Below are 26,627 nucleotides of genomic sequence, written 5' to 3'. Positions count from 1 at the left end.
TTGATCATTAGCGGCCGTCATGCGCATCAGCGGCTGCGACATGCGTACCTGCAGTCAGCGGCGCTTCATGCTTGTGCGCGGTGTGCAGTTTCTTGCCGCCGCCGATGCTACGCAGCAGCACATAGAACACCGGTGTCAGGAACAGGCCGAACAGCGTCACGCCGAGCATGCCGAAGAACACGGCGATACCCATTGCCTGCCGCATTTCGGAACCGGCCCCGCTCGATACCACCAGTGGCACCACGCCCATGATGAAAGCAATCGAGGTCATCAAGATCGGGCGCAGACGCAGACGGCTGGCGTCGATCGCGGCACGGACGATGCTGCTGCCTTGCAGTTCCAGTTCACGGGCGAATTCGACGATCAGGATCGCGTTCTTCGCTGACAGACCCACCAGTACCATCAGACCAATCTGGGTGAAGATGTTGTTATCGCCCTTGGTCAGCCAGACGCCGGTCAGGGCCGCCAGGATGCTCATCGGTACGATCAGGATCACCGCCAGCGGCAAGGTCAGGCTTTCATACAACGCTGCCAGCACCAGGAACACCAGCAACACGCTGATCGGGAATACCCAGACCCCGGCGTTACCCGCCAGAATCTTTTGATAGGTCAGATCGGTCCATTCGAAACGCACACCGCGCGGCAAGGTTGCTGCAGCGACGCGTTCCGCTGCTTTTTCTGCCTGATCCGACGAGTAACCCGGAGCCGGGCCGCCGTTGATGTCGGCAGCGGTGAAGCCGTTATAGCGCACCACCATTTCCGGACCGAAGGTCTGGCTGACCTTGACCACGGATGACAACGGCACCATGTCGCCGGCGGCATTGCGGGTTTTCAGTTGGAGGATGTCATCGGCCTTGGCGCGGAATGGCGCATCAGCCTGAGCCCGTACCTGATACACACGGCCGAAACGGTTGAAGTCGTTGACGTACAGCGAACCCAGATAGATTTGCATGGTGTTGAATACGTCGGTCACGGGAATGCCGAGTTGCTTGGCTTTCACACGGTCGAGGGCGACATCCAGTTGCGGCACGTTGATCTGATAGCTGGAGAACATCGGGCCCAGCGCCGGTTCTTTCTGTGCCGCTTTCATGAAGGCTTGCGCGGCCGCATCCAGTTCGGCATAGCCGACGGCGCCGTGATCTTCAATCTGCATCTTGAAACCGCCGAGCGTACCGAGACCCATCACCGGTGGCGGCGGGAACACGGCGATGAAGCCTTCCTTGATCGATGCGAATTTCTTGTTGAGTTCACCGGCGATGGCATTACCCGACAATTCCTTGGTGCGGCGTTCTTCGAACGGTTTGAGCGTGACGAAGACGATGCCGGCGCTGGAGCTGTTGGTGAAGCCATTGATCGACAGACCCGGGAAGGCAATCGCACTTTGTACGCCAGGCTGCTTGAGGGCGATGTCGGTCATTTTGCGGATCACGTCTTCGGTACGGTCAATCGAGGCACCGTTCGGCAATTGCGTGAAGCTGACCAGATATTGCTTGTCCTGACCTGGCACGAAGCCGCCCGGCACCAGATAGCCGATCCCGACAGTCGCCGCCAGCAGCACGGCATACACGCCCATCACCGAAGCCTTGCGCGAAATCACGCCGGTGACACCCTTGCCATAGGCAGTCGAGGCGCGGTTGAAGAAACGGTTGAAGCGGACGAAGAAACCACCGAGGAAGCGGTCCATCATGCGTGTCAGCCAATCCGGTTTGGCATCATGGCCTTTGAGCAGCAAGGCAGCCAGTGCCGGCGACAAGGTCAGCGAATTGAATGCCGAAATCACGGTGGAAATCGCAATCGTCATCGCAAACTGTTTGTAGAACTGACCGGTCAGGCCCGTCATGAAGGCCAGCGGAACGAACACCGCCACCAGCGTCAGCGCGATCGCAATGATCGGCCCGCTGACTTCTTGCATGGCGCGATAGGTCGCCTCGCGCGGCGTCAATCCGGCGGAAATATTGCGTTCGACGTTCTCCACCACCACAATGGCATCGTCGACCACAATCCCGATAGCGAGCACCATGCCGAACAGCGACAGGGCATTGATGGAATAGCCGAAGCCGAGCAACAGCGAGAAGGTACCGACAATCGACACTGGCACTGCCAGCAAGGGAATGATGGAAGCACGCCAGGTTTGCAGGAAGATGATGACCACGATCACCACCAGCGCAATCGCTTCCAGCAAGGTGTGAATCACGGCCTCGATACTGGCGCGCACGAACTGGGTCGGGTCATATTCGATGCGGTATTCAATCGAGGATGGGAAGTCTTTCGACAAGTCCTTCATCGCCGCGCGTACCTGATCGGAAATTTCCAGCGCATTGGCGCCGGGCGCCTGGAAGATCGGAATCGCTACTGCCTGCTTGTTGTCCAGCAGTGAACGCAAGCCATATTCGGAAGCCGCCAGTTCTACCCGGGCGACGTCACCGAGTTTGGTGATGCCACCATCCGGCGAACTTTTCAGAATGATGTCGCGGAATTCACCTTCGGTCTTCAGACGGCCCTGAGCATTGACCGACAATTGCATCGGCACTTCAGGCGAATTGGGCGATGCACCGATCACACCGGCGGCGACTTGCACGTTTTGTTCACGGATGGCTTTGACGACATCGCTGGCGGTCAGGCCGCGCTGCGCCACTTTTTGCGGATCGAGCCAGACGCGCATGGCGTAATTGCCCGAACCGAACAGGCCGACTTCACCCACACCCTGAATCCGTGCCAGCCGGTCCTTGATGTTGAGCACTGCGTAGTTGCGCAGGTACGTCATGTCGTAGCGGTCGTCGGGCGAGATCAGATGCACCACCATGGTCAGCGTCGGTGAACTCTTGATGGTGGTCACGCCGAGACGTTGCACATCTTCCGGCAAACGCGGCAACGCTTGCGAGACGCGGTTTTGCACCAGTTGCTGGGCCTTGTCCGGATCAACGCCGAGACGGAAGTTGACCGTGATGGTCAGATTGCCGTCGCTGTTGGCTTGCGACTGCATGTATAGCATGTTTTCCACGCCGTTGATCTGCTCTTCCAGTGGCGAGGCCACGGTTTCGGCGATGACCTTGGGATTGGCGCCGGGATACTGCGCGCGCACTACCACCGATGGCGGCACCACTTCCGGATATTCGGAAATGGGTAACTGAAACATGGCCAACACCCCGGCCAGTAACAGCAATATCGATAACACGCCGGCAAAAATCGGGCGGTCGATAAAGAATTTTGAAATATTCATGGGAGTTTCCCGTTAATGATCTTTTATGGCTTGAGGTAGTTGATCAAGCCTTCTTTGCTGCCGGGTTGGCAGTGGCAACCTTGGTCATCGGCACCACGTTCGGGGCGACGCTGTCACCCGGACGGATCCGTTGCAGGCCGTTGACGACGATGCGTTCACCGCTCTTGAGACCGCTTTCAATGACGCGCAAGCCATCCTGATTGGCACCGACGCGCACTTCGCGATAGGTAGCGTGGTTGGTCTTGTCGAGCACCAGGACGAAACGCTTGTCCTGATCGGTGCCGATGGCTTTTTCATCGATCAGCAAGGCATCGCGCGGGGCGCCGCCACCGAGACGGATGCGCGCATACAAACCGGGGATCAGTTGACCATCGGCATTGTCGAACACGGCGCGCACGCGGATGGTGCCGGACGAGGAATCGAGACGATTGTCGACCGAACCGACCTTGCCTTCACGCGAGTAAGCATCTTCGTTGGCCAGGCCGAGGTAGACCGGCACTTGTGAACCCTTGGCGCGGGCCGGATTGACGAACTTGAGGAAGCTTTGCTCATCGACGTCGAACGAAGCGTAAATCTTCGATACCGATACCAGTGTGCTCAGCGGCGGCGTGCTGGAACCGACCGAGACGATGTTGCCGACGGTGACTTCCGCGCGCGAAATACGACCGGATACCGGCGCGGTGATTTGCGTGTATTCCAGGTTCAGTTTGGCCGAGCGCAGCGCCGCTTGTGCTGCCTGTACATTGGCGGCGGCTTCGCGCGAAGCGTTTTGCTTTTCTTCAAAATCGCGCCGCGCGATGGCATTGTCGGCCAGCAAACGCTGACCACGGGCGACATCCGAAGCGGTATAGGCGGCCCGCGCTTCGGCGCCGGCCAGTTGCGCCTGCGTGCGCGCTACTTCGGCCGCATAGGGACGCGGATCGATGGTAAACAGCACATCGCCTTTCTTGACCAGTGCGCCATCCTTGAAGTGCACGGCGGTCATGGTGCCGGACACCAGCGGCCGGATTTCGACGCGGTCCACCGCTTCCAGGCGACCGGAATATTGCTGCCAGTCGATGATTTGCTTGCTGACCACTTCGGCCACGTCAACGCTGGCGGCTTGCGGTGCTTGCTGGGCATTGGCGGTGGAGTCGACGCCGATGGCCGACAAGGTGCCGGCGACCGCGATGGCGATAACGGCGAACACTGCCGCGGTGATGGTATAGCGGTTACGGAAAGTGAATTTATTGGACATGACGGACCTCATTAAGAAGGTTGGAAGACAAGGTTTGATGGGCCTGCACTGGCGACGCTGAAGCGGCGGCGCAGGAATTCGACGATTTCTTTGAGCAGCGGAATATGGGTACGCAGGGCGCCGTGGGTAATGCCGGCAAAGCGCGCAACCTGGGTGTGGACGCCGGCCAGAATCAGCGAGGCGGCATATTTTTCGGCTTCGTTATGTAGTACATCGCAGCCGGCAGTGGCGATGAAGGCCGATGGCAATCCCGCCAGCCGGCTGGCTTCCATTGGCGCCGCATAGGGATGCAGGCGTTGCATGGTTTGCGGCAAATACTGGCGATAACTGTCGGCACATTCGCGCGCGGTCATGTCCGAGTTCAGGCGCTTGGCGTCGCCCAGCAGCGTCATGCTCGGGTCCAGCATGGGGCTGATCAGTACTTGCGCCGCAAACGGCATGGCGCAGCGGTCACGCGTGATCATGGTCAGGCTGGCGGCCAGATTGCCACCGGCATCGTCGCCCGCGACCGCGATGCGGGTCGGGTCGATATGCAGGTGGCCGGCATGTTTCACGGCCCAGCATGCGGCGGCATAAGCATCTTCCGGCGCTGCCGGAAACGGCTTGGCGGGCGCCAGCGCGTAGGCCACCGACAATACTGCGGCGTGGCTGTGGCGCGAAATGTATTGCGCTTGCAGTTCGGCGTCGTCGAGATTGCCGGCCACGAAACCGCCGCCGTGAAAGTACAGCACCAGCGGCAGCAGGGCGCCGGCTTTGCTGGTGCCGGCCGGTTGATAGAGGCGTACGGGAATGTCGCCGAGCGGGCCGGGAACGGCAAAATTGCTGACGTTGCTGGCTTCGTTCACAGGTTTTTCTTGATGGGCTTGCATGATGTGCTGGCGGCGATCAACGCCGGATTCGCTAAGTTGAAGCGGATTGTGCGGCACAGCATGGGACCGGATAAAGACATCAAAACCAACAACACTAGTCGTCCTGCTCGAACAATCGGCGTAAAATAGCCGAATTAGTTTGGGTGAAATCGATGCCTGAGCAAGGCCATCGCGCCTTTCCCGGGTTTTCAAATAGCCGGACCGAAGCCGGGAAAAGCCTGCCGATGGCACTAAAAGATGGCAAATTGGCAGAAAAAAATGCGTTTTTGCCACTGTTGCAAAACAATCGCCGCTGGCGATTTGCGTCAATCCGATGACCAGATGGTCGTGGACAGGGAGAATCAAATGGATCGTTTTCAGGCAATGCAGGTTTTCACCGCAGTGGTCGACGCCAACAGCTTTACGCGCGCCGCCGACAATCTCAACTTGCCACGCACTACGGTGACGACGATCGTGCAGGGGCTGGAAAGTCTGTTGCAGGTACGCCTGCTCAACCGCACCACGCGTCGCATCAGTCTGACGCCCGACGGCGCCGCGTATTACGAGCGCTGCGTGCGCATCCTGGCCGAAGTGGACGAAACCGAAGCCTCGTTTCGCAATGTCACGCGCGGTCCGCAAGGACGCCTGCGGATTGACGTGCCGGCTTCGATCGGACGCCTGTTGCTGCTGCCGCACCTGTGCGATTTCTATACCAAGTACCCCGACATCGAACTGGTCATGGGCATGAGCGACCGCCCGGTCGATATGGTGCAAGAGGCGGTCGACTGCGTGATCCGCGTCGGCGATCTGCAGGATTCCAGCATGGTGGCGCGCCGCATCGGCACTTTTCAGTCGGTCACCTGCGGTTCGCCGACGTATTTCGAGCGTCACGGCATGCCGCACACCATCGCCGATCTGCAAGATCACAAATCGGTGCATTATTTTTCCAGCCGTACCGGCCGCACCATCGACTGGGATTTCCTGGTGGATGGCGTCAGTACCGAAGTGAAGATGGCCGGCAAGTTGTCGGTCAACGATGGCGATGCCTACGTCGCCTGCGCGCTGCAAGGTTTTGGTCTGGTGCAGGCGCCGATGTACATGATCCTGCCGTACCTGGAAGATGGCCAACTGGTCGAAGTGCTGTCGGAATGGAAACCGGTGCCGATGCCGATTTCGGTGGTGTATCTGCACAATCGCCACTTGTCGCCCAAGGTGCGCGCGTTTGTCGACTGGGTGGCCGAACTGTTCGCTACTTGTCCGTTGCAAAAAGGCTGTCAGATGGATATCGGCGACGACCTCCAGGAATGCCGCTTCGCCACTACCGCCGAAAGCAATACCATTCGCGCTGTCATCGAACAGCACAACATCGCCGAAAACGTATTCTGAATACGTGTTCGTTGCGACATGCAGCGGCGCGCCCGGTTGCGGGCGGGTCGCTGTTTTCATTTGTGCGTGTGGTTGCATGGGCGCGCTTCCTGTTCGGGTTCGGTGCAAAGTCGGGGCGGCCACGCCGCTGCGGGATAAGCGCAACGAACGCGGCTGCCGGCGAGGCCGGCGGTCATCAAATCTGGAAAAGTCAGTGGCTACGCGATGCGAATGTCGCAGCAGTTGCCGGCGGTGTCGTGATGCCCTGTCTTTGGCTGTGGATCGCTACGGGGATCGACGGACAGTCTGCAGTTCGTGTGTCATGGGTTGGATGAGATTATGCGCGCAGTGCAGCAATTTCCACTTGCTGAAAGCTGTCAATTTTTTGCCTGATTCTCCGATTCATCGGGTAATCAGGCATTTTTCTTCCCGCGGGTGACGAATCGAACCTGTACGGTCGCACTTGATCGCGACGGTAATTTTTTCTGCCGGTATTGGTTGTCGGGAACGCGAGCCGAATCCTGATAGCGGTTGTGCGGCAATAGTATCGGGCCTTTGCAGAGGGTGTGCATGCACCGTTGCGAACGGCAATGGCTGCGAGTGCGGATGCTCTGGTTGCATGCCGGATCAGCGGCAATCACGCCGCTGGACCCGGTCGGGATACCTGATTCTCTTGATTTATTGCCTGATTCTCCGCGAGTGAGCGCTGGAGATTCAGGCAAGCAGCAAATCAGGAGTAAGCTGCAGGCTTCCACCCGCCATCCGGAATCATTATGGATCTGAATGACACTCCCCGCTACGCTGCGGCCGACACGCCGCCGCCATCTTTGCCTGCCACACCCGCTCAGGACGATGCCGATGCGCGCCTGGTCATGGCGCAGCGCGAGCTGGTGACCTTGATAGCGCGTCTGACGGAAGGCATCGAAGGGTCACTGGAGACCGGCATCGAAGGCGTGGCGGTGCATCGCATCGCCAATCCTTCCGGTCCCAAGCATGCGGTGCAGAAACCGGCCTTTGCAGTCATCGCGCAAGGTTCCAAGCGCTTGTTTGTCGGCGACGACATCTATGATTACGATCCCATGCACTATCTGGTGTCGTCAGTGGATTTGCCGATGGTCGGCAAGGTGATGACCAGTTGCGCCGAGCAACCTTATCTCGGCCTGCGCATGGATCTCGATACCAAGGAGATCGGCGCACTGATTGGTGATGAAAGTCTGCCGCAGGGCATTTCTTCGGATGCCTCGCGCGGCCTGTTCGTCAACCGTCTCAATGCCACTCTGCTCGATGCCGTGCTGCGGTTGTTGCGCTTGCTGGAAACGCCGCGCGATATTCCGATCATGGCGCCGATGATCAAGCGCGAGATCTTGTATCGCCTGCTGATGAACGGGCAGGGCGCCCTGCTGCGCCAGACCGCACTGCAAGACAGTCAGATGAATCGCATTGCCAAGGCCATCCGGCTGATGAAGGAAAATTTCGTGCAGCCGTTGCGGGTCGATGCGATTGCCCGCGATGTGCACATGAGCGTGTCGTCGCTGCATCATCATTTCAAGGTGGTGACGGCGATGAGCCCGCTGCAATATCAAAAGAACCTGCGGTTGCAGGAAGCACGTCGTTTGATTCTGGCCGATGACATCAGTGTCGCGATTGCGGCGCAGACGGTGGGTTATGAAAGTTCGTCGCAGTTCAGCCGCGAATACAGCCGCATGTTCGGCGCACCGCCGCTGCGTGACAAGCGCCGCTGGCAAGAGGAAGAAGCACCGTTGCTGTAATTGCCGCCGGCAGCGCGATGTGACACAAGGCGCTAGAATCTGCGGTCAGCCTTCATTCATTACAACGGAGATACACCATGCAATACCGACGCCTCGGCAAAAGCAATCTCAACGTCTCGGCCTTGTGCCTGGGCACCATGATGTTCGGTGATCAGACCGATACCGCCGAGGCGTCCCGCATCGTCGCTTCGGCGCGTGAACATGGGGTCAATTTCATTGATACCGCCGATGTCTATACCAAGGGCCGCTCGGAAGAAATCGTCGGTGAATTGTTGCAAGGGCAGCGCCACGATTGGATATTGGCGACCAAATTGGGCAATGCCATGAGCCCGGCGCCGAACCATTCGCACTATTCGCGGCACTGGATCATGGCGGAAGTCGAGCATAGCCTGAAGCGTTTGCGTACCGACTATCTTGATATTCTGTATCTGCACCGCGACTTTCACGATGAAAATCTCGAAGAGGCAGTACAGGCATTGGGTGATCTGATTCGCAGCGGCAAGATTCGCGGGTTTGGCTTGTCCAACTTCCGTGGCTGGCGCATCGCTGAAGTTGTGCGCTTGTGTGAGAAAAATCTGGTGCCGTTGCCGCTGGTTTGCCAGCCTTATTACAACTTGCTCAATCGCATGCCGGAAGTGGAAATCCTGCCAGCCTGTCATGCCTATGGCATTGGCGTGGTGCCCTACAGTCCAATTGCACGCGGTGTACTGACCGGCAAATATCCGCCGGGGCAAAAGCCGGCGGAAGATACCCGCGCCGGACGCGGCGACAAGCGCATCCTGGAAACCGAATTCCGTGAAGAATCGTTGCTGATTGCCGATCAGCTCAAGCAGCACAGCACGGCACGCGGCATTCAGTTGGGGCAGTTTGCCACTGCCTGGGTATTGGCCAACTCGGTCATCAGCAGTGTCATCGCCGGACCGCGCACGCTGGAACAGATGAAGGATTATTACGCTGCCGTGGAATTGTCGGTGTCGGCCGAGGAAGAAGCCATGGTCGATGCGCTGGTGCCGCCCGGCCATGCGTCGACGCATGGCTACAACGATCCCGGTTATCCGTTTTTCGGCCGGGTCGCGTTCAGGTAGTCGGCATCACCCGGACCCGGGTGACTTTCTCGGTTTTGCGCAGCGGTGCCTGACGGGCCTGTTGGCTGTTGGTTTCCGGGACCACACTGACGGGTTCGGTTTCACACAAACGCAACATCATGAAATGACTTTGCAGCGCGACGTCGCGCTGGATGGTGCACGGCTTCGAGATTGCCGGTGGCGGCACCGGATCGGCCACGGTCTGCAGGCCACCGTCGCAACGCGGTTTCTGTGACGCATCATCTTGCCGGTCGTCGTTGCCGGCAGCATTGTTGTAAAGCAAATGACCGAGTGCGCGGCCATCTTGTTGCATGGGTTGAAAAGTCAGATGCCGATAAGTGCGCGCTGCGGGCGAGAGGCAGTGAAGCGGATGGTCCTGTGCCGTCTGCTGACGCGGCATTGCGGCCGTTGCGCCGGGATGGCTGGCGGCAGTGCTGACGTCGCCGGCCAGCACATGCAGCGTGATGGTCATGAGCGCGAGTGTGGCTGCAGTGCGATACCGTAATGCCGGACGTTGCATGGAATCCCCTTCGTTACCAGAGTCTGACGACGCCGCACCTGTCTCTCAGGCCGCGCATTTTTTTATCTGGTACCGATTATGGGATTTGCATCTTGAGGATTAAATAGGATTATTCTCAAAATGCATTTTTGTGGTGTGCCGCATGAAATATTTCTTGAAAGGCGCAGAAATCCTTCTCTGCGCCATCTCCGCCAAGCGCGCGATGCTACCGGAAGCTTCAGCCGCGTAATGCTTCCACACGTCGCGATGTTTCGGCCCGCAACAATTGGACATCGGTACCGGGCGTGATCATGTCGATACCGAGTGCTTTCATTTGCGTCGCCATTTCCATAGAGCCACAGAAAATCCCGACATACTTGCCAAGCGCATGGGCCTGGGCAGTCAGGGTGCTGATGGCATTGGTCAGCAGCGGATCGTTCCAGGCATCCGGCCGCAGGCCGAGTTCGATTGCCAGATCGCTGGGGCCGATGAAGATACCGTCCAGGTCGGGCACGGACAGAATCTCTAGTGCGGCTTCCAGACCCTGACGGGTTTCAATCATGGCCAGCGTCAGCAGCGTGCGGTTGGCATGCTCAAAATAATCCTTGCCGCCATACAGGACACCGCGCGCCGGGCCGTAGCTGCGACCGCCACGGGGCGAGTAATGACAGGCGCGGACGAACTTTTCGGCATCCTCGCGGCTGTTGATCAGCGGGCAAATCACGCCATAGGCACCGGCGTCGAGCAATTTGTTGATTTCGCCAAGGCTGTTTTCCGAGCAGCGTACCAGCGGCACCGCGTTGGTCGTGGAAATGGCTTGCAGCATCGGCACTGCAGATTCAATTGAAAACAGGCCATGCTGGAGATCGACCGTTACCGAGTCGAAGCCGCTGTCGGCCAGCAATTCAGCCACGAATGAGTTACCTATCGATGCCCAGCCGTTGAGGGCCGGCTTTTTTTTCGCAAACAGGGTGCGCAGATGATTTTCTCGCATGGGGTGTGCTCCGGGTTGGTAATGTTATTGGTATGCGGTTGACCATACGTGAGGTGCATGGTGATGTCCAATAGCTTTGACGCTTGGCGGCAATACCTTGTGCGTATCACCGTGGCGCGCTCAACGTGTCAACAGTTCTGACAAGACTTCGGCGCTGTCGGCAAGGCGCACGCCACGTGCCTGCATGGCATTCAGGAAATCCTGATAGCGGGATTCGAAGCCGCTCACCGGACTGATGCAATCGCTGATCAGTATTAGTTTGCCAGCCTGATCGGGTGGCAGGTTGTCGACGATATGTTCGGTACTGGCGCGCACACAATGGCTGCCCGCTTCGCCCGCGATGTAAACGCGGTCATTAAGCGCCAGTTGCGCGATCAGCGCGCGATTGAGTTGCGTCGCCGGGTCGGTGGGATCGGGGACTTCGGCCATGAAGGCGGAATAATGTTCGGTCCACGGATTGCTGCCTTTGCTGATTTTTTCGACGCTGCGTACACCGCTGTCTTCCCAGTAATTGCAGGCATCATGCAGATCGCGGTGCACATTGTGGCCCCAGGAACCGATCTCGCAATGTACCGGCCACACCATCAGGCGGTAACGGCCGGCACTTTCCAGTTGATCCAGATACGCCAGCGCCCGCGGCAGCGCTTCAATGCGACGCGGCAGATACTGGCCGGCGCGCACCTGAGCGGCGCTGATTTCGGTAAAGGGCGCGACGGCAGCACCATCGCCCTGGCGCCAGAAGGTCGGATGGGCGATATCGAGGCGGTGGTGTGAATCGAGCGTGATGCTGATGCCATCGATGCCGGCGGCGCCACTGCGGATCAGGTTTGCCAGTCGCAACATATCGGCATGGGCGCCGGGTACCGGCAACGCCGGCTGCATGGTGTTGCCGTCGGCTGCCGGCGGCAGATAAGCGGCCGGCAAATCGCAAAAATCATTTTGCGGATCGATCAGCAACAGATGGTATTGAAGCGTCATGTCGGCGTCTGCCAAAGCTAAGCGAAATGGTGAGTCGGGGACTGACCCGGTTAACGCTGATTATGCCGCGAACCGGAATGCGGTGTCATCGATCGCGGTTTTACGACCGGCGATTTGCGCCGCCAGCAGTTCCGCACTGCCGCAGGCGAGCGTCCAGCCGAGGCTGCCCTGGCCGACATTCAGAAACAGATTGGCGACCGGTGACGCACCGATGATCGGAATACCGCTCGGGGTGGCGGGACGGAACCCGGCCCACGGCGACAGACGCGCATCGTCGGTGTTGCGGGCGCTGTCGGGGAACAGTTCGCGTACGCCTTGCTTGAGTTCGTTGACGGCGCGCGCGGGAATGCTGGTGTCCATGCCGACGATCTCGACCCGGCCGGCGACCCGCAAACGATTGCCGAGACGGGCATAGACGATTTTCTTCGACAGATCGGTGATCGACACTTGTGGTGCCGCAGTTTGCGCAACGGCGTCGTCGAGCGGCACCGTGATGCTGTAGCCCTTGAGCGGATAAACCGGCAAACGGAATCCGGCCTGCCGGGCAAAGGCGGCGCTGTCGGCGCCCAACGCCAGGACAAAGGCGTCGGCACTGACGGTCTGATTGCCGGCCTGCACCGAACGCAGCGCACCGCGTTCCAGCGTCGGCGCACCAATGCTGGCGGAGTGCAAAAAGCGGAAACCGGATTTCGCATGCATGACGTTGACCAGGCCCTGACAGAACTGGGCGCAATCGCCGGCTTCTTCACTCGGGGTGTAGACGCCGCCGGCCCACTGACGATTGGCCGCCGCCAGCGCCGGCTCAATCTGCAGACAGCGCTCGGCGCTGATGACTTCTTGCTGACAGCCGTACTGCGACTGGAAGGCGACTTGCTTGCGGGCACCGTCGAGACCGGACGGGTCGGTGTACATCACCAGTTTGCCGGCAGTACTGTAAGAAAAATCGAACGGCAGCGCAGTGCGAATCTGATTGAGCTGATCACGGCTGAGGAATGCCAGGCGCAGCAATTCAACGGTAGTGCGTTGCACGCTGGCGGCATTGCAGGCGCCGAGAAAACTCAGCAGCCAGCGCCATTGCGCCGGATCCATGGTGGGCCGCAGCGTCAGCGGCGAATCGGCGCTGAACAGGTAATGCGGCCAATGCGTCCAGACCGATGGATCGGCCAACGGCGCGACGTAGGAGTAACTTAACTGAGCGCCGTTGCCGAGACTGGTGCCGTTGCCGGCCACCGGACGGGCATCGATGAGTGTGACTTCGTGACCTTCTTCCAGTAAACGATAGGCAGAAGTCACACCGATGATGCCGGCGCCAAGTACACAGATATGCATTACACGATCCTGAGATATGCGAAGAAAAATAGGGCGATAAAGATAATGCCGTCATGTGCCGGACTCGCATGGCAAAGCCGCGCATCCAGCGCAATTGCGGCTGAGTTTTCAACTATACGCAGGTGCAGCTTGCCTGTCATATGCATTTTTTGCATTGATTGCCGTTATCTGAACGCACAGCGCCGGCCGGCAAGTTGCATGCGCGGCCGTTCAGCGCGGATTTTTGAAAAACTTGATGGCTTCCCATTGCTGTTGCCGGACCGTGTACAGCGTGTAGACAGGATTGCGCCGGCGGCCGCGGGCATCGAAGGCCAGCGTGCCGCTCACGCCCGGAATTTCCAGTGCATGCAAGGCATCGATGATGGCGCGCGGTTCCAGTGAATTGGCTTTTCTGATGGCGGCGATCAGGAAATTGGTGCTGTCGTAGCTTTGCATGGCGTCCAGCGAGAAAGGTTCGCCGTAGGCTGCCTGGTAGGCTTTTGCAAAGTTGCGGGCGCCGCTGACGTTGCCCAGCGGCTCGCTGGGAATGATGGCAAACACATAGTCATCCGGCAAGGTGCCGGCGCTTTGCAGAAATTTTTGCGTGATGACGCTGTCGGTCACCAGTAATTTGGCGGGTACTTTGAGGCGCACCATGTTGCGTACCAACTGATCACTTTGGGTATCGCGACCAGTGAAGAAAATCATGTCGACGCCGCTGTTCTTTGCACGATTCAATGTGGCGTTGAAATCAAAGGTTTTGTTGCTGATGCTGTCGCGATAAACAATGGCAGCGCCTTTGGCGGTGGCGAGCCGGACAAAAATGTCGGCCATGCTGTTGCCCAGGATGGCGCCGTCGTCAATCACGGCAAAGCGACGCAACTGCATGATGTTCATGGCATGGTCGATAGTGTTGGAAATGCCGTTTTCATCGTCTCCCAGCATTTGAAATACCGTGTCATGGCCGGGATCGGTAAATTTATTGCTCCACGCAGTCGGCGATATCTGCGCGATCCCGGCATCGTTGTAGATTTTTGCGGTGGCAATGCTGGCACCGCTGTTGGAATGACCAATGACAGCGGTCACCCGTGGCACTGCTTTGGCAAAGAAATTCGCGACAAATACGGCGGTTTGCGGATCGGCCTTGTCATCCTGATCGATCAGCCGGAATGTGATTTTTTTGCCGCCAATGCGCACATCACGACGGTTGGCTTCGGTAATCGCCAGTTGCGCGGCATTGCGTCCGCTGCGGGCGTTGGCTTCTTTGATCGGACCGGCAAAGCCGATCAGGACCTCCTGTTCTTGCGCCCACGCTGCAGGCAGCAGCGGCAACAACGTTAACCAGGCGAACAAGGTCGCCACGGTACGCGCGGTAAAGAATCGGATGGTCGTGTGGTGGTGGCGCAGACGCATTTCGGTTTCCCCCTGAATATACGTGCTCAACGTGAGGGACGAGTTGATGGAGCGTATGCGCAATCCCTGTTCGCCCCCGTCAGAGATTGCCGTTCCGTATGTTTTCTATGGTCTGTCTGTCAGCAATGATTGAGTAGTATTGGCGCTGACAGCAACCTGCCTATCTGGTATTGCTGAAGGTCTTGATGGCGACCCATTTCTGTTGTTGAACTTCGTAAATCGTGTACGCAGCATTGCTCAGATTACCTTCGTGATCGAAAGCAATGTTGCCGGTCAGGCCGTTGTAGCGGATGTTGTGCAAGGCGTTGACCACTTTTCCTGGTTCCAGTGAGTTAGCTTGCCTGATGGCAGCTACCAGTGTCAACGTCGCGTCATAGGCAAACGGGGCATAGAATTCAATTTCATTGCTGTCAATGGCGTGGTATTTCTTTTCGAATATCTTCCAGCCGTTCATTTTTTCTCGGGGTTGACCCGGGGCCATGCCCAGGGTGCCATTGCCGTCGGGTCCGGCCAGTTGCAAAAACATCGGGCCGACGGTGCCATCAGCAGCCAACAGTTTTGCGGACAAATTGAGACGTTTGATGCTGCGCGCCAGTATCGCGGCCTGCGGCCCCAATCCGCCAAAGAAAATCAGCTCGGGTTTCTTCGTTTGCAGACTTCCCAGTGCCGCGTTGAAATCGGCGGTCTTGTTGTTGACGCTCTCTCTGCCGACGACTGCCGCACCGGCTTCAATCGCGGTTTTGGTGAAGCGGTCCGCGAGGCTGACGCCGAAGCCGGTACCGTCGTCGATGACGGCGACGCGGCTCAATTTCAGTTGATCCGCCGTGTAGTTCCCGGCGTAGGTGCCGCCATCGTCATCGTGACCGACGATCCGGAATGTGTTGGTGTACCCGGACTGGGTATATTGGTGGCCGGTAGACCCCGGTGCGATTTCGGGGATGCCGGCGGCATGATAAATCTTGGATGCCGGTATGCTGGCGCCGGTATTCCAGTGACCGACCACGCCGACGACGTTGGATTTCACCAGGTAATCGGCGACCAGCGCCGCGGTCCGGTTATCGCCGCGATCATCTTGCGACAGCAGCTTGAACAACACCGGTTGGCCGGCGATTTTCGGTTTTTGGGCGTTGGCGTCGCTGATGGCGATCTGGGCCGCTACCTCCATGCTTTTGCCCATGGCTGCGGCGCTGCCTGACAGCGGGCCGGCGAAGCCGATCAGTACCGTTCTGGGCGCTTCTTGTGCCGATGCCAATATACCGCAGGCGGCGAGGCCGAAGGCGAACAAGAGATGTCGGAGACGGTGGCGCAGGTTCATATTATTGATTTTTTAGTGAGAATATCCGGCCGGATCGTGCGCATCGTCAGCGTTTCTCGGAAGTTGCCATGCAGCAAGCTGGTGGCGGCTCTCAAGCGATAAAGCTGGCTCCGGGTAAGGGCAAAATTTACCTGACATTTGAATTAATGCACAACAGATTTGCATAAAATCTGCGGTAATTTTTCATGGCACTTGTGTGGTCTACGCTACAATAGCCCCCGAAGCAAGCCAGACAGCCGCTGGCTGCCGTGTAATGCGGCGGCGGGAGGAAGGTCCGGACTCCATAGAGCAGGGTGACGGTTAACGGCCGTCCGCCGAAACTCGCAATCACAAGCAGTTGGTGTGATTGTGTATAAGGCGAGGAACAGGGCCACAGAGACGAGCGTATTAAGTTACGGTGAAACGCGGTAACCTCCACTCGGAGCAATTCCAAATAGGCACGCATTGATGCTGCTCGCGGAGCGTGCGGGTAGGAAGCTTGAGCGCTGGAGTAATTCAGCGCCTAGAGGAATGGCTGTCATAACGGGTAACCGTCGTAACAGAATCCGGCCTATCGGCTTGCTTCAATTTATTCAGACACCCCGCCGCCCGGCGGGGTATTCAAAAAAACCAGAGACGATCAGGATCAGTTCATGAGCCTTCCGGTGCTGTTTGAAGAGTTGGCCACGCGCAGCGGCCACCGTATTGGTGTCGCCACGCTGGCGGCAGAGAAAACCCTCAATGCAATTTCACTGGAAATGACGCATTTGCTGACCCGGCAACTGCGGCAGTGGGCCAGCGATCCGGCGATCGTGCTGGTGGTGTTGCAGGCGCAAGGCGAAAAAGCCTTTTGCGCCGGCGGCGATTTGCAGAATCTGTATCAGGCCATGCGCGCGCATCATGCCGCTGACGACCGCGATGATATTCGCGGCAACCGGTATGCCTGCGATTTCTTCGAACATGAATACCGCCTCGACTACATGATCCATACCTGCCCCAAGCCGGTCTTGTGCTGGGGGCATGGCATCGTGATGGGCGGCGGCATCGGTCTGATGGCCGGTTGCAGTCACCGGGTGGTGACCGAGCGTTCACGTCTGGCGATGCCTGAAATCACGATTGGCCTGTATCCCGATGTCGGCGGCAGCTGGTTCCTCAGCCGCATGCCGGGCAAGGTCGGCCTGTTTCTGGCATTGACCGGGGCCTCGATGAATGCCGCCGACGCCAGATTTACCGGTCTGGCCGACTACGCCATCGCGCATGCTGCCAAGCAAAGCGTGATCGAATCGCTGCTGCAGCAGGCCTGGGATGGTCAGCATGACGCCGACGCAGTATTGCTGGCGCGGGTGCTGCAACAGGCACAAGCGCAGGTGCCGGCGGATGTGACGTTTGCGCCGTCGACGCTGCGCGCCAATCTGGATTTGATCGATACCTTGTGCGCGGCACCAACGTTGCCGGAAGTGGTGGCGGCGATTCTGGCGCATGAAACCGACGATGCCTGGCTCAACAAGGCCATCGCCACGCTGCGCGCCGGTGCGCCGGGTTCTGCATGGTTGTCGTATGCATTGCAGCGGCGCGTGCGGCGGTTGTCGCTGGCGGAAGTATTCCGACTGGAATTCGTGGTGTCGCTGCATTGCGCTGCCCGGCCGGACTTTGCCGAAGGCATCCGGGCCCTGATCATCGAAAAGGATCAGCAACCTAAATGGCAGCCGGCCAGTCTGGCCGATGCCAATGCTGCATGGGTGGAAGGTTTTTTTGCCGATCCGTATAGCGCGGACAAGCATCCGCTGGCTGATCTGGGACGATAATTTTCCCGGCAGCACGGCATCATGACCAAGGCCCCGTTAATCCGGGGCCTTTGTTTTGGGCGGTGCTTGATCGGTATCGTGGCAAAGCGTATGCGGGAAGTCGGGTGGAACGGCGGCAGGACGTGATTGGCGCGGTCGCAGCAAGACTGGCGAGATGCACAGGCGTCAGGCAACGGCAGCGCTGATATCGTGGCTACGGCAGGGGAACGGGCAGAACGGAAGCGATGGCGAAGCGGGGAAGGGTGCTGCGTAAAACCGGAGGGGTATTTGAATGCCGTGAACTCCTGGTTCACGGCATTCAAATTTAATCATTACTTTTTCTTTTTGTTCACTGCTTCTTTGAACGATTTTCCTGCGGAAAACTTGACGGTCGTTGCCGCTGCGATCTTGATTTCTTCGCCAGTTTGCGGGTTGCGGCCGATACGTGCAGCGCGCTTGCCTGTGGAGAAGGAGCCGAAGCCAACCAATTGCACTGTGTCGCCCTTGGTCACAGCTTTGATGATGTTCTCAACAACCGAGTCCAGCGCGCGTTGAGCTGCGGCCTTGGAGATTTCAGTATCAGAAGCGATTGCGTCAACCAATTCAGATTTGTTCACTTTAAAATTCCTTTCACTGTTAAGGTGCCGAGATTTTAGCATTGGAACGTGGCGAAACTGCAAGATGAATTGACTCATTACGTGAAATGTCCTGATGGGGCGGGCCTGAGGCCTTCATTATTGACTCCCCGAAGGCACTTTTTGAGGCCCGAAAGTCGTTCGCCGGCACTTGATTTATCCTCCCCGGAATGTTCTTCCCTGCACCCCGAAGGTGGTGCCGGCGGATCGCACCGAAGCACTTTTTCCTGATTTGAGGTGCCCGCGTGCAAGCCAGTCCCGACAACGATTTGCCGCTTGCTGACCGGCAATCTGCAGATTTTTTTTGCCCCGGATCAGGCGCAAACACATGTGTTTATCTGAGGTTCTACATTCAGTATCATGCATAAGTTGTTAATTTTTTAGGGGAAAGCACTTTCGACGTGCTTTAGGTATGTGCGCTAAGTCTTTGACTTTATTAAAAAAGTTACTCTTTTCACCGATGAATATCTCTTGACCTGTATTAGTGCATCCTCTAAAGTGGGCGGCAGTGTCAAAAAGTGTTTTTTTGTGGGGCGAAATGTTTGAATTTGCTCCCTTCTGACACGACACGCAAACCATGTCGGTTGCATAGCAAAAAGGGTCAACACAGTGTTTCAGGGCGCGTCAGCACTCAATCTCGATGCCAAAGGACGGATGACAATTCCGGCCAAGCATCGTGACGCCCTGGCCGTGCAGTGCGAAGGTCGCGTCACGCTGACCCGTCATCCGCATGGTTGCCTGCTGTTTTTCCCGCGTCCTGTCTGGGAAAGTCACCGCGAACAGATTGCTGCGTGGCCAATGTCGGCACGCGCCTGGCAGCGCATTTTTCTTGGTAACGCCTCGGATGTCGAGCTGGACTCGGCCGGCCGTATCTTGATTGCGCCTGAATTGCGCAGCGCGGTTGGCTTGCAGCGCGACGTCATGTTGCTGGGCATGGGCAGCCATTTCGAAATCTGGGATGCCGCGCAGCTTGCGGAAAGCGAATCGCAGGCAGTTGCTGCGGGCATGCCCGATGTGTTGAGTAATTTTTCATTCTGACGGCACGACGAGATGACTTTGCAATCGGTGCCCGATTTGCAGCACCGCACGGTGTTGCTGGAAGAAGCGATAGAGGCGTTGGCCATCGAAGGTGCGCGTGCGGACGGCATTTATCTGGACGGTACTTTCGGTCGCGGCGGCCATAGCCGGCTGCTGCTGGAGCGCCTCAGCCCGCGTGGGCGCCTGATTGCGTTCGACAAGGATCCGCAGGCGATTGCAACGGCACAAACGATTACGGATGCACGATTTTCCATCGTGCATGACAGCTTTGCCACGCTCAGTGAAGCGTTGGCAGAACGCGGTGTGACACAGGTAGATGGTGTTTTGCTGGATTTAGGCATTTCTTCGCCGCAGGTAGATGAAGCGGCGCGGGGTTTCAGTTTCAGGTTCGATGGCCCGCTGGACATGCGCATGGATACCACGCGCGGGATGTCGGCAGCGGAGTGGCTGGCAACAGCGGACGAACAGACGATAGCAAAGGTGATACGAGATTATGGGGAAGAACGGTTTGCTCTTCAGATTGCAAAGACGATTGTTGCTCGCCGGGCAGTCGAGCCAATTTCAGGCACACGACAGCTTGCCGCGCTCGTGGCACAAGCCGTCAAAACCCGCGAGAAAGGCAAAGACCCGGCCACTCGTACCTTTCAGGCTATACGGATTTTCATCAATAAAGAGCTTGAAGAACTCGAGATAGGGCTGGACCAGGCATTTCAGCATATGGCTCCGCACGGGAGATTGGTTGTGATCAGTTTTCACTCGCTGGAAGATCGCATCGTCAAACGGTTCATGGCTTCCAAAGCCAACGTACCGCAGCCTGACCGCCGCCTGCCGATTCGTGCCGTCGATTTGCCACAGCCGCTTTGCCGGCTGTTGTCGCGTATCAAGCCCAGCGATGCTGAAGTCGCCGCCAATCCGCGCGCGCGCTCGGCGGTGATGCGCAGCGCCGAACGTTTGCCTGCTCCGGGGGCCACGTGACCGGCCGCCTCAGCTTCCTGATCACCGTAGTGCTGGTGCTGTGCGCACTGTCGGTAGTGAACGCCCAATATCAGGCTCGCCGCCTGTTCATCGAACTGGAGCGTGCGCAGTCGGCCGCGCGCCAGCTGGATATCGACTGGGCGCAATTGCAGCTCGATCAATCCACGCTGGGCAAGAATTCCCGCATTGAAGCATTGGCCAAGCGCGATCTCAACATGACCGCGCTGACCGCAGCCCGCACCCAATATCTGACTGCGGGGGCCAAATGACGCGCATGCCTCCCCGCACCAATGTCAACGCCCGCGTTGCCGCGTCCAAAGGCGTAGCCTTTTCGGCCAGCCCGGTGTTGCAAGTCAAATTGCCGACCTGGCGTTCACGGGTAGTCTTGTTCGTGTTGTTCGCGGCATTTCTGACGCTCGCCGGCCGGGCCCTCTGGCTGCAAGGCATTTCTACCGACTTCCTGCAAAAACAAGGTGCGTCGCGCTACGCCCGGACGCTGGAGTTGCCGGCCACGCGCGGCAAGATTACCGACCGCAATGGTCAGGTGCTGGCGTCGTCGGTGCCGGTCAAGGCAATCTGGGCGATTCCGGACGATGTACAGGAAGCGCCGCGCGAAAAATTGCGTGAACTGGCTGGTTTGCTGGGCATGAGTGAAGCCGAATTGCGCAAAAAGCTGGATTCCGACCGCAGTTTTGTTTATCTCAAACGGCAGGTCGAGCAAGACACCGCCGACAAGATCGTCAAGCTGGGCATCGCCGGCATCGAAACCCGCAAGGAATACAAACGCTTCTATCCCGAAGGCGAAGTCATGGCCCACGTGGTCGGCTTCACCAACGTTGAAGATGCCGGGCAAGATGGGATGGAACTGGGCTCGCAAAAGACGCTGGCCGGCATTACCGGCAGCCGGCGCGTGATCAAGGACCGTCTGGGTCGCATTGTTGAAGATATCGAAGCGGTGCGTGAACCGCACGACGGCAAGGACCTGACTCTGTCGATCGATAGCAAGATTCAATATATTGCCTTCACGCAATTGAAGGAGGCGGTCGAGAAAAACAAGGCCAAGGCCGGCGGCATCATCGTGCTCGACGTCAAGACCGGTGAAGTGCTGGCGCTGGCCAATTTGCCGACCTACAATCCAAATGACCGCTCGGTATTGACCGGCGCCCAATTGCGCAACCGGGTGCTGACCGACACGTTTGAGCCGGGCTCGACGCTGAAACCGTTCACGGTGGCGCTGGCGCTGGATACCCATCGCGTGACGCCGGCCACCGTCTTTCAGACCTCGCCCGGCAAAATGACCATCGGTACCGCCACGATTGGCGATTCGCACGCGCACGGACCGCTGACAGTGGCCGAAATCATCCAGAAATCGTCCAACATCGGCACTGCCAAGATAGCGCTGCAAATGCCGCCCCAGGAAATGTGGGAAATGTTTACCAACGTCGGCCTCGGACAACAACCCAAGTTCGGCTTCCCCGGTGCGGTTGCCGGCCGGGTGCGGCCGTTCAAGTCGTGGCGACCGATTGAACAGGCCACCATGAGTTACGGCCACGGTATTTCGGTTTCCCTGATCCAGTTGGCGCATGCGTACCTGATCTTTGCGCGCAACGGCGACATCATTCCTTTATCGTTCCAGAAGGTGAACGATTCTCCGATAGGGCATCGCGTGATTTCCGAAAATACGGCATTGCAGATGCGACGCATGCTGGAAACAGTGGTGGCGCCGGGCGGTACTGCGCCGCAAGCGCAGGTGCCGGGCTATCGCGTGGGCGGCAAGACCGGTACTGCGTACAAGATCGTCGGCGGCAAGTACGTCAAACAGTATGTAGCGTCGTTCGCCGGTATCGCACCGATGTCGGACCCGCGCATCATCATCGCGGTCATGATCGATGAACCCAGCAACGGCAGCCACTACGGCGGCACCGTGGCCGGTCCGGTCTTTGCCAATGTCGCCGCCAATGCGTTGCGGGCATTGAACGTTGCGCCGGATTCGAGCGTGACCAACATCATCATCCCCAAGGATGTCATCGAGGAGAGCATGTGATGTCTGCTGACACGCTTTCCGTGCAAGATATGCTGACCTGGCTGCAACAGGTTACCGCCGGCGCGCAGCCGGCGCTGGTTGCTGATTCCCGCCACGTCAAACCGGGCGATGTGTTTTTTGCCTATCCCGGCGACACCGCCGATGGCCGTCGTTTCATTCCCGATGCGATTGAGCGCGGCGCCAGTGCGATCGTATACGAAGCCGGTGGTTTCGAATGGGACGACAAGGATGCCTTGCCGCATCTGGCCGTGCCCGGACTGAAGCAGGCCGCCGGCTTTGTTGCCAATGTTTATTACGGCCAGCCTGACAGTGCCATGTATACAGTTGCCGTCACCGGCACCAACGGCAAGACTTCCTGCGCTTATTGGCTGGGCATGGCCTTGTCACGGCTGGCAACACCGGCAGCGCCGGCGGCCGTGATCGGTACGCTCGGCGTCGGCGTGTTCCGCAACGGCAAGCCGCAGGCGTTCGATGTGACCGGCTACACCACGCCCGATGCCGTGCTGCTGCAACGCAAGCTGGCCGAATTGCGCACCGCCCATGTCGGGGCGCTGGCCATCGAAGCATCCTCAATCGGCTTGGATCAGGGGCGCATGAACGGTTTGCACGTCGATGTCGCTTTGTTTACCAATTTCACGCGCGACCATCTCGATTATCACGGCGACATGCTGGCCTACGAAGCGGCCAAAGTGCAGTTGTTCGACTCGCCGGGTTTGCAGCATGCGGTCGTGAATCTGGATGATCCGATGGGGCAGCGGCTGGTGCCGTATCTGCAAGCACGCAATACACCGGTCACCGGCTATTCGCTGACCGATGCCGCAGCTGGCGAGGTGCCAGTCCTGCGCGCCTCGGCGATTCGCAGCAGTCATGCCGGCACCGCGTTTCATATTGAGTCGCCGTTCGGTTCGGGGCAAGTCAAGACTCAACTGGTCGGACACTTCAACGTCAGTAATGTGCTGGGTATTCTGGGGGTGTTGCTGGCCAAGGGCATTGCCTGGGACAGCGCGCTGACGACCTTGGCGACGCTGACGCCGGTGCCGGGCCGGATGCAACAGTTTGGCGGCCACGATGCACCGTTGATCGTGATCGATTATGCCCATACGCCGGACGCACTGGAAAAGACCCTGAACGCGTTGCGGCTGGTTGCGCAGCAGCGTAACGGCGAACTGTGGTGCGTGTTCGGTTGCGGTGGTGACCGCGATCCGGGCAAGCGGCCGCAGATGGGTTGCGCTGCGGAACTGGCGGAGCACGTCATTCTGACCAGCGACAATCCACGCAGCGAAGACCCGGACATCATCATTTCACATATCAAGAGCGGCATGAGCAAGCGCGAACCACGGGTCATGACCGACCGCGCCGGCGCCATTCTGTGGGCCGTGAGGCATGCCGCCAAGCCGGATGTGGTGCTGTTGGCCGGCAAAGGACATGAAACCTATCAGGAAATCGGCGGCAAGAAATTTCCATTCCTGGATGCCGATCACGTCGCGCTGGCACTGGCGGCGCGCGCCACCATGATGGGAGGTGCCTGATGCAGGTGACTTTCACACAGTTGCAGCAATGGCTGGGCGATCTGGTGCTTGAGGTAAGCGGTGATGCCAGCGCGACATTGCGCGGTATTACTACCGATAGCCGGGCCGTGGTGCCGGGCAATCTGTTCGTCGCTTTGCGCGGCGATCGTTTCGATGCCCATGATTTCTTGCCGGCGGTCGTGGCACAAGGCGCGGCGGCGGTGATCGTCGACCGGCTGCCGCAGGATCTGCAAGTGGCCGCCATCGTCGTGAGCGATACCCGCGTCGCGCTGGGCCGTCTGGCGCAACACTGGCGACGTCAGTTTGCGGTGCCGGTCATCGGCGTCACCGGCAGCAACGGCAAAACCACGGTCAAGGAAATGATTGCCGCGATTCTGGCAGCAGCGTTTGGCGAGGATCGTTATCTGGCCACGCGCGGCAATTTCAATAATGAAATCGGCGTGCCGCTGACCTTGTTCCGCATGCAGCCGCAGCATCAGGCGGCAGTGATTGAGCTGGGCATGAATCATCCGGGCGAAATTGCCGTGTTGTCAGACATTGCGCGGCCGACGCTGGGACTGGTCAATAACGCTCAGCGCGAGCATCAGGAATTCATGGCGACAGTCGAAGCCGTCGCCCGCGAAAACGGTGCCGTGATTGAAGCGCTGGCCGCCGATGGCGTCGCCGTCTTTCCTGCCGACGATGAATATACCGCCTTGTGGCAGCGCGCCGCCGGCAGTCGCTGCGTGTTGACATTCGGTTTGTCAGACGCTGCTGATGTCAGCGCCAATTATCAGCCGCAGGCATTCGGCAGTCTGTTGCAAGTGCGTGTGCGCGCCGACGGCACACGTCAGGCGCAGGCGTTCGAGATCCAACTGGCCGCCGCCGGTGAACACAATGTGCGCAATGCGTTGGCGGCAATTGCGTGCACGCTCGGCGCCGGCATTGCCGCGCAAGCCGTGGTGCAGGGTTTGCAAGCATTCGCGCCGGTCAATGGCCGCTTGCAGCGCAAGACGGCTGCCAGTGGCGCATTGGTGATCGACGATACCTATAACGCCAATCCGGATTCGGTGCGGGCCGCGATTGACGTGTTGGCGCAAGCCGCCGCACCGCGCGTACTGGTGTTGGGCGATATGGGCGAGGTCGGCAACGAAGGGCAGCGTTTTCATGAAGAAATCGGGGCTTACGCGCAACAGCGCGGAATCAATCATTTCTTCGTGTTGGGCGAGTTGAGCCGGCACGCCGTCGCTGCCTTCAATGCGGCGGCAGCAACCCCGGCAAGCGGCGCCGGGGCGCAACATTTTGTAGACATCGAAGCCATCAACGGCGCCGCCACGCAGGCCGCCACGGTTGGTGCCACAGTGTTGGTCAAGGGGTCGCGTTTCATGAAAATGGAACGTGTAGTGCAGCATTTGGTTGGCGCGCAATCTGGCGCGCAACCGCAACAGGAGAATCATTAACATGCTGCTTTGGTTGGCGCAGAATTTTCAGCAGGATTTCAGTTTCCTGCGCGTTTTCGGTTTCATTACCTTTCGCGCCGTATCGGCGACGCTGACGGCGTTGCTGATCGGCCTGATTGCGGGGCCGGCCGTGATCCGCATGTTGACGCGTCTGAAAGTCGGACAAGCGGTGCGCACCGATGGTCCGCAAACACATTTGATCAAGTCCGGCACCCCCACCATGGGCGGCGTGCTGATTCTGATCGGTATCGGTATTTCGACCTTGCTGTGGGCTGACCTGAGTAACCGTTTTGTCTGGATCGTGCTGATCGTCACGCTCGGTTTTGGCGCCATCGGCTGGGCTGACGATTACCGCAAGGTGGTCTACAAGGACCCGAACGGCATGCGTTCGCGCGACAAGTTTTTCTGGCAATCGATCATCGGTCTGGTGGCCGCGTTCTATCTGGCGTTTTCGGTCTCCGAAGGCACCAACATGAAGGTGCTGGAATTGTTTGTGAGCTGGGTGCAGTCCGGTTTCAGCATGGATTTGCCGCCGAAGGCCGATCTGATCGTACCGTTCTTCAAGACCATCAGCTATCCGCTCGGCGTGTGGGGTTTCATTGCACTGACGTATTTCGTGATTGTCGGCACCAGTAATGCCGTGAATTTGACCGACGGCCTCGATGGTCTGGCAATCATGCCAACGGTGCTGGTCGGTTCGGCGCTGGGTATTTTTGCGTATCTGACCGGTAGCGCCAACTACGCCAAGTATCTGTTTATCCCGCATATTCCGGGCGCCGGCGAATTGCTGATTTTCTGCGGCGCGATGGCCGGTGCCGGGCTGGCTTTCCTCTGGTACAACGCCTATCCGGCGCAAGTATTCATGGGTGACGTCGGCGCACTGGCACTTGGCGGCGCACTGGGCACCATCGCCGTGATCGTGCGACAAGAAGTCGTGCTGTTCATCATGGGCGGCATTTTCGTGGTGGAAACCTTGTCGGTGATGTTGCAGGTGGCGTATTTCAAATTCACGAAAAAGCGCTATGGCACCGGCAAGCGGATTTTGTTGATGGCGCCCCTGCACCATCACTATGAACAAAAAGGTTGGAAAGAAACGCAAGTGGTAGTGCGGTTCTGGATTATCACCATGATGCTGGTGTTGTTCGGTTTGTCGACGCTGAAGCTGCGTTGACC

The 26,627-nt window shown here is 58.6% G+C and carries 22 protein-coding genes and 1 other RNA gene; 13 read left to right on the top strand and 10 right to left on the bottom strand.

Features of this window, described 5'->3' with window-relative positions; translation table 11 throughout:
* Window positions 1-7 precede the first annotated feature (7 nt).
* From AKL27_RS04230 to AKL27_RS04220, 3 genes are read right to left on the bottom strand one after another with little or no spacing between them, the layout of a single operon-like run.
* A complete protein-coding gene (locus tag AKL27_RS04230) occupies window positions 8-3,220 on the bottom strand; it encodes an efflux RND transporter permease subunit (RefSeq protein ID WP_050461545.1) in 3,213 nt (1,070 codons plus the stop codon).
* 43 nt (window positions 3,221-3,263) lie between these two features.
* Window positions 3,264-4,457, bottom strand: a complete 1,194-nt coding sequence (locus AKL27_RS04225; protein ID WP_050461544.1) for an efflux RND transporter periplasmic adaptor subunit — start codon at window positions 4,455-4,457, stop codon at window positions 3,264-3,266.
* A gap of 11 nt (window positions 4,458-4,468) precedes the next feature.
* A complete protein-coding gene (locus tag AKL27_RS04220; protein ID WP_408609753.1) occupies window positions 4,469-5,302 on the bottom strand; it encodes an alpha/beta hydrolase fold domain-containing protein in 834 nt (277 codons plus the stop codon).
* A 176-nt stretch (window positions 5,303-5,478) separates the two neighbouring features.
* Here AKL27_RS04220 and AKL27_RS27545 point away from each other — a divergent pair, with 176 nt between their 5' ends.
* The 4 genes from AKL27_RS27545 to AKL27_RS04205 all read left to right on the top strand — a co-directional run bounded on the left by AKL27_RS27545 (window position 5,479) and on the right by AKL27_RS04205 (window position 9,524).
* Window positions 5,479-5,643: a hypothetical protein gene (locus AKL27_RS27545; protein ID WP_157056790.1), complete on the top strand. Its 165-nt coding sequence runs from the start codon at window positions 5,479-5,481 to the stop codon at window positions 5,641-5,643.
* A gap of 28 nt (window positions 5,644-5,671) precedes the next feature.
* On the top strand, window positions 5,672-6,691 hold the full coding sequence (locus tag AKL27_RS04215; protein WP_050461713.1) for a LysR family transcriptional regulator: 1,020 nt from the start codon (window positions 5,672-5,674) through the stop codon (window positions 6,689-6,691).
* A gap of 752 nt (window positions 6,692-7,443) precedes the next feature.
* Entirely contained in the window at window positions 7,444-8,439 is a 996-nt protein-coding gene (locus AKL27_RS04210) for an AraC family transcriptional regulator (RefSeq protein WP_083438862.1), read from the top strand.
* A 77-nt stretch (window positions 8,440-8,516) separates the two neighbouring features.
* Complete coding sequence (locus tag AKL27_RS04205) at window positions 8,517-9,524, top strand: aldo/keto reductase (RefSeq protein ID WP_050461542.1); 1,008 nt, start codon at window positions 8,517-8,519, stop codon at window positions 9,522-9,524.
* Here AKL27_RS04205 and AKL27_RS04200 read toward each other — a convergent pair.
* From AKL27_RS04200 to AKL27_RS04175, 6 genes are all read right to left on the bottom strand, one after another.
* Window positions 9,517-10,044, bottom strand: coding sequence for a hypothetical protein (locus AKL27_RS04200; RefSeq protein ID WP_050461541.1), 528 nt, complete (start codon window positions 10,042-10,044; stop codon window positions 9,517-9,519). The genes AKL27_RS04205 and AKL27_RS04200 overlap by 8 nt on opposite strands.
* A 217-nt stretch (window positions 10,045-10,261) precedes the next feature.
* Complete coding sequence (locus AKL27_RS04195; protein ID WP_050461540.1) at window positions 10,262-11,017, bottom strand: HpcH/HpaI aldolase family protein; 756 nt, start codon at window positions 11,015-11,017, stop codon at window positions 10,262-10,264.
* 120 nt (window positions 11,018-11,137) lie between these two features.
* Window positions 11,138-11,995, bottom strand: coding sequence for a cysteine hydrolase family protein (locus tag AKL27_RS04190; RefSeq protein ID WP_050461539.1), 858 nt, complete (start codon window positions 11,993-11,995; stop codon window positions 11,138-11,140).
* Between the two features lie 60 nt (window positions 11,996-12,055).
* Complete coding sequence (locus tag AKL27_RS04185; RefSeq protein ID WP_050461538.1) at window positions 12,056-13,324, bottom strand: D-amino acid dehydrogenase; 1,269 nt, start codon at window positions 13,322-13,324, stop codon at window positions 12,056-12,058.
* 210 nt (window positions 13,325-13,534) lie between these two features.
* Window positions 13,535-14,716: a branched-chain amino acid ABC transporter substrate-binding protein gene (locus AKL27_RS04180; RefSeq protein WP_050461537.1), complete on the bottom strand. Its 1,182-nt coding sequence runs from the start codon at window positions 14,714-14,716 to the stop codon at window positions 13,535-13,537.
* A gap of 160 nt (window positions 14,717-14,876) precedes the next feature.
* Window positions 14,877-16,031 carry a branched-chain amino acid ABC transporter substrate-binding protein gene (locus AKL27_RS04175; protein WP_050461536.1) on the bottom strand — a complete coding sequence of 385 codons (1,155 nt, stop codon included), beginning with the start codon at window positions 16,029-16,031 and terminating at the stop codon, window positions 14,877-14,879.
* Window positions 16,032-16,251: 220 nt separating this feature from the next.
* Between AKL27_RS04175 and rnpB the strand changes: the two genes are divergently transcribed.
* Both rnpB and AKL27_RS04170 read left to right on the top strand, forming a co-directional pair.
* Window positions 16,252-16,600: RNase P RNA component class A (rnpB, locus tag AKL27_RS05195), an RNA gene on the top strand.
* A 63-nt stretch (window positions 16,601-16,663) separates the two neighbouring features.
* Window positions 16,664-17,815 (top strand): enoyl-CoA hydratase/isomerase family protein, encoded by a 1,152-nt coding sequence (locus tag AKL27_RS04170; protein WP_050461535.1) that lies wholly within the window; start codon window positions 16,664-16,666, stop codon window positions 17,813-17,815.
* A 311-nt stretch (window positions 17,816-18,126) separates the two neighbouring features.
* Here AKL27_RS04170 and AKL27_RS04165 read toward each other — a convergent pair whose 3' ends face one another.
* Window positions 18,127-18,411, bottom strand: coding sequence for an HU family DNA-binding protein (locus AKL27_RS04165; RefSeq protein WP_050461534.1), 285 nt, complete (start codon window positions 18,409-18,411; stop codon window positions 18,127-18,129).
* 627 nt (window positions 18,412-19,038) lie between these two features.
* Here AKL27_RS04165 and mraZ point away from each other — a divergent pair.
* From mraZ to mraY, 7 genes are read left to right on the top strand one after another with little or no spacing between them, the layout of a single operon-like run.
* On the top strand, window positions 19,039-19,467 hold the full coding sequence (gene mraZ / locus AKL27_RS04160; RefSeq protein WP_050461533.1) for a division/cell wall cluster transcriptional repressor MraZ: 429 nt from the start codon (window positions 19,039-19,041) through the stop codon (window positions 19,465-19,467).
* Window positions 19,468-19,479: 12 nt separating this feature from the next.
* The gene (rsmH, locus tag AKL27_RS04155) at window positions 19,480-20,442 is read left to right on the top strand and encodes a 16S rRNA (cytosine(1402)-N(4))-methyltransferase RsmH (RefSeq protein ID WP_050461532.1); all 963 of its coding nucleotides are present in this window, start codon (window positions 19,480-19,482) and stop codon (window positions 20,440-20,442) included.
* Window positions 20,439-20,711, top strand: coding sequence for a cell division protein FtsL (gene ftsL / locus AKL27_RS04150; RefSeq protein WP_050461531.1), 273 nt, complete (start codon window positions 20,439-20,441; stop codon window positions 20,709-20,711). Before rsmH ends, ftsL begins: the two co-directional genes overlap by 4 nt.
* On the top strand, window positions 20,708-22,486 hold the full coding sequence (locus AKL27_RS04145; RefSeq protein ID WP_050461530.1) for a peptidoglycan D,D-transpeptidase FtsI family protein: 1,779 nt from the start codon (window positions 20,708-20,710) through the stop codon (window positions 22,484-22,486). The genes ftsL and AKL27_RS04145 overlap by 4 nt, the downstream gene beginning before the upstream one ends.
* On the top strand, window positions 22,486-24,015 hold the full coding sequence (locus AKL27_RS04140; RefSeq protein ID WP_050461529.1) for a UDP-N-acetylmuramoyl-L-alanyl-D-glutamate--2,6-diaminopimelate ligase: 1,530 nt from the start codon (window positions 22,486-22,488) through the stop codon (window positions 24,013-24,015). The genes AKL27_RS04145 and AKL27_RS04140 overlap by 1 nt, the downstream gene beginning before the upstream one ends.
* Window positions 24,015-25,454 (top strand): UDP-N-acetylmuramoyl-tripeptide--D-alanyl-D-alanine ligase, encoded by a 1,440-nt coding sequence (locus AKL27_RS04135; RefSeq protein ID WP_050461528.1) that lies wholly within the window; start codon window positions 24,015-24,017, stop codon window positions 25,452-25,454. Before AKL27_RS04140 ends, AKL27_RS04135 begins: the two co-directional genes overlap by 1 nt.
* Before the next feature lies 1 nt (window position 25,455).
* A complete protein-coding gene (gene mraY, locus AKL27_RS04130; RefSeq protein WP_050461527.1) occupies window positions 25,456-26,625 on the top strand; it encodes a phospho-N-acetylmuramoyl-pentapeptide-transferase in 1,170 nt (389 codons plus the stop codon).
* Window positions 26,626-26,627 lie beyond the last annotated feature (2 nt).

Origin of the sequence: Herbaspirillum autotrophicum (genome assembly GCF_001189915.1) — a bacterium.
GTDB lineage: Bacteria > Pseudomonadota > Gammaproteobacteria > Burkholderiales > Burkholderiaceae_D > Herbaspirillum > Herbaspirillum autotrophicum.
Note: the sequence above shows the minus strand (reverse complement) of the source record. Positions and strands in the feature narration are given on the sequence as shown.